The organism is Streptomyces sp. NPDC058086, from assembly GCF_042885015.1.
In the GTDB taxonomy this organism is placed as follows: domain Bacteria; phylum Actinomycetota; class Actinomycetes; order Streptomycetales; family Streptomycetaceae; genus Streptomyces.
The window spans coordinates 1-3,261 of record NZ_JBHVST010000250.1 but is presented as its reverse complement, the minus strand read 5'-3'; the positions used below and the strand labels follow the sequence as shown (position 1 = coordinate 3,261).

Below are 3,261 nucleotides of genomic sequence, written 5' to 3'. Positions count from 1 at the left end.
ACGACAACGATCGGGGCGCCGAGTTGCAGGTGCGCGCGGACCAGGAGGTCACGGTAGTCCTGCCAGGCAAAACTCTTGCGTGCGCCTTTGAGGAGGAGGTGGAAGCGGGGCCGGTAGATCAGCCGGGGTCTTTCGCCGGGCCGGTAGCAGCACATCGCGGCGATCGAGATCCGTCGCCGGGACCGTCCCCGCACTCGCACCACGGGAGTCTGCCCGCGCCGGCCCCATGTGCGGGCGCGTGGCGGCGTCATCGCGAACCCGGCTTCGTCCTCGAAGACGATGTAGGCCCCGAGCGCCGCCGCGGTGCTTCCACCTGTGGCCACACGTCTTTCTTCCAGAGCTCGACCGCGTGTTCGTCGCGTTCCAGCGCGCGACGGGCCGGGCTCTGCCAGGACCAGCCGTGGCGGTGCAGGAGCCGCCACGTTCCCGCGATCGAGCAACTGACCTTGAACTGGCGGCCGATCAGCGTTCTGACGCGTTCCAGTGTCCACCGCTGGTCTTTCCAGCCATGCGCGGCCGGCCCTTTGGCCAGCTCCTTTTCCAGCAGGGCGAAGCGTTCGTCCGACAGCTTCGGCAGTTTCGCGGGTCCCTTCGACTTCAGACCCTCGATACCGCCTTCACGCCAGGCCCGGCGCCATTGCTCCACCGAACGCTCGCTCACCCGCAGGTCTTTGGCGATGTCCGCAGTCCTGTCACCTCGTGCGAACCTCTGCCCGGCCTCCAGCCGGATCCCTTCACGCGCAGCCCGCCGCTCAGCAGTCAGGCCCCCACCATCCGCGTACCGCATAACACCGGCATACCGCAGGGATCACCCAACGTCACCACCCGAAGGCAACCCGAAAAGGTCAGTAGCAAGGCACCTACGGGGCCATTGTTGTCACGAGTCACGAGTCACGAGTCACGAGTCACGAGTCACGAGTCACGAGTCACGAGTCACGACAGCGACGAGGCGACCGACATCAACCCTGCCAGCCGGTCCCGGACTAGCCAGGTAAAGACTCACAGATGTTGTCAGCCAACATCGTTTCCATGTCCTAGGACGCCGCACAACGACGCATTGACTTTGCTCGGATTCCCAGCCCGGGCACCGGGGAGGAGGTGCCGACTGAGTGGTCGACCCGGCCGAAGACGGAGCATGAGTACAGCGAGGCTCGGCGCAATATCGCGTCACCGGTGCTGTGGACGCCATTCGAAGAGCAGGATGGACGCATCGTCCCGCAGTTGGTTGCGCTGGTAATCGAGGATGGCGTGGATGAGCAGCCGCAGCACCTCGGCCGGGCGCTGTCCGGCGGAGGAGGAGCGGATGATGAAGTCGGTGAACCGGTCAAGGCCGAACTCCGCACCGTCTGCGTCGTGAGCTTCCACGACACCGTCGGTGTAGAGCAGGACGCAATCGCCCGGTTCCAGGGTCGTCTCGTGGACTTGCCGGGCTGCCGGGGCGAGTGGGCCAGCCAGGCCGATCGGCGGCTGTGGGGGGCTGTCCAGCGCCCGCGCGACCACCCGCTCGGCACGGATCAGCAGCGGTGGGGGGTGACCGCAATTGACCCAGCGCAGCACCCCGGTCTCGGCGTCGAGCCGGCACAGCACGCCGGTGCAGAAGGAGTCGGGCAGCCACTGGGCGAGCGCCTGGTCGACGGAGCCGACGACATCGGCCAGGTCGGCACCGCTCCGGCGGGCGTTGCGCGCCGCCGCCATGGTGACCGACGTGGTCAGGCCGGCGGTCAGATCGTGCCCCATGGCGTCGAGGATCATGGTGTGCAGGATGTTCTTGACCACCGAGTGGTCGAAGGCGTCGCCGGCGATGTCGTACGCCGGTTCCAGGACCGCGGTCGATACGCACCTGCTGCTGCCGATGGTGCGGGGTGGCAGGAAGGCCCGCAGCATCTCGGCGGGCAACTGCATGGTCGCAGTGCGGGTGCGGGCGGCGAGCCAGTCGCTGTAGGCGCGCTTGGAGGTGATCAGCATGGCGAACAGATGGGCCAGCATCCGGCTGCGGCGCATCCGCACCCCGTCGAGCGAGGCGGTCCGCACCGCCAGCACGCCCAGCCGTTCCGCACCATCGACCAGAGGCATCCAGAGGATCAAGCCGGCGTCGGCCTCGGCCACCCGTGGGGAGACCGTGCGGTACGCCCAGCCGGCCGACGAGCGGTCCACCGGCAGCGGCTCCAAAGCCTCGTCGAGTGGGATGAGGAGCTGTTGTTGCAGGTCGACGAGGTAGATCGACGCGGTGTCCAGGCCGAGGGCGGAGGCGCACCGGTTGGCCAGGGCGGGCAGTTCGACTGGCAGGGCAGTCTGCGCCTCGATGATCAGCTCTTCCAGCCGATTCTCGTCGACGGCGGTGTCGGGACCCGAGGACGCGTGCGGTGGGTCCGACACGGGAATCACCCCTTCTGTGCCCAGTTTCGCACCGATCCTGTCCTCTCTCACGTCAGCCTGTGGAGAGGCGAGAGCGACGCCAGGGCGGTCGGCTGAGCTCGGCCGGGCACACCTTGATGGCGATTCTTGAAAAACGACCGGGGCTACTCCTCGCCTCGCTTGATCAAGTCCTCAAGCGAGTGGGGAACCTCGGTGAGTGTCTGACGCTGTCGAGGATCTTGGGTAGCGGGGTTCCGAGTATGATCGTTTACTTAGTGTAGTCATTCAGCCACTTTGCGTGATGAATGGTCGTGAGTGTCACGGCCCCCAGGCACGGAGCTGCCCTCATGCGACGTATCACCACCCGGATCGTCACCCTTGCGGTCACCCTGCTCGCTCTGACCATGGGGCAGAGCGGACAGGCCGGAGCCGCCGGCGACGCCGCGTACTTCAACATGCGGGACATCACCGGCCACAACTTCGTCATCGAGATCACCAGGCCGGAAGTCATCAAGGAACCCCGCGACATCGTCGCGAGCGGGGAACACAAGATTGTCATCGGCCGGATCATCAAGCGCTCGGCCTTCTACAACCCCCAGTGGGACTTCCACTACAACCCGGACAGCATCAGCTTCGCCGACGCGGCCATCGAGGTCTGCGACGCCACCATCCCCTACGTCGAGGACCACCTGGACGAAGCCGGCGGCGCCTTCCTCCCCGGCCTCTACTGGTGCCCCTGGACCGGCCGCCTCACCGCAGAAGTCACCCCACGCTAACCTGCCTTTGTGCGGCAGGCCGCTGAGCAGTACCGGCGTGGCTTCCGGCAGTCCTGGGGCAGCGGGCTGCCGCAGGGCTGCAACTGTGGACGCTCTTCCTTGCCACAGCTCCAGGATCCCCCTGGACGAT

The 3,261-nt window shown here is 66.7% G+C and carries 3 protein-coding genes and 1 pseudogene; 1 reads left to right on the top strand and 3 read right to left on the bottom strand.

What is annotated here, in order from left to right:
- The 3 genes and pseudogenes from ACFVWD_RS57840 to ACFVWD_RS57830 all read right to left on the bottom strand — a co-directional run.
- Positions 1-251: pseudogene (locus tag ACFVWD_RS57840) on the bottom strand (DDE endonuclease); the annotation flags it as partial.
- Positions 248-787 carry a winged helix-turn-helix domain-containing protein gene (locus ACFVWD_RS57835; RefSeq protein WP_389607186.1) on the bottom strand — a complete coding sequence of 180 codons (540 nt, stop codon included), beginning with the start codon at positions 785-787 and terminating at the stop codon, positions 248-250. The gene ACFVWD_RS57835 and the pseudogene ACFVWD_RS57840, both read right to left, overlap by 4 nt.
- Before the next feature lie 380 nt (positions 788-1,167).
- Positions 1,168-2,385, bottom strand: coding sequence for a PP2C family protein-serine/threonine phosphatase (locus ACFVWD_RS57830; RefSeq protein ID WP_389607188.1), 1,218 nt, complete (start codon positions 2,383-2,385; stop codon positions 1,168-1,170).
- A gap of 317 nt (positions 2,386-2,702) precedes the next feature.
- On the opposite strand from ACFVWD_RS57830, the gene ACFVWD_RS57825 reads away from it, so the two are divergent.
- Positions 2,703-3,131 carry a calmodulin-binding protein gene (locus ACFVWD_RS57825; protein ID WP_389607184.1) on the top strand — a complete coding sequence of 143 codons (429 nt, stop codon included), beginning with the start codon at positions 2,703-2,705 and terminating at the stop codon, positions 3,129-3,131.
- Positions 3,132-3,261 lie beyond the last annotated feature (130 nt).

Coding starts and splice junctions, on each gene's coding strand:
- ACFVWD_RS57835 (WP_389607186.1), bottom strand. CDS start 787: ATGCGGTACGCGGATGGTGGGGGCCTGACTGCTGAGCGGCGGGCTGCG.
- ACFVWD_RS57825 (WP_389607184.1), top strand. CDS start 2,703: ATGCGACGTATCACCACCCGGATCGTCACCCTTGCGGTCACCCTGCTC.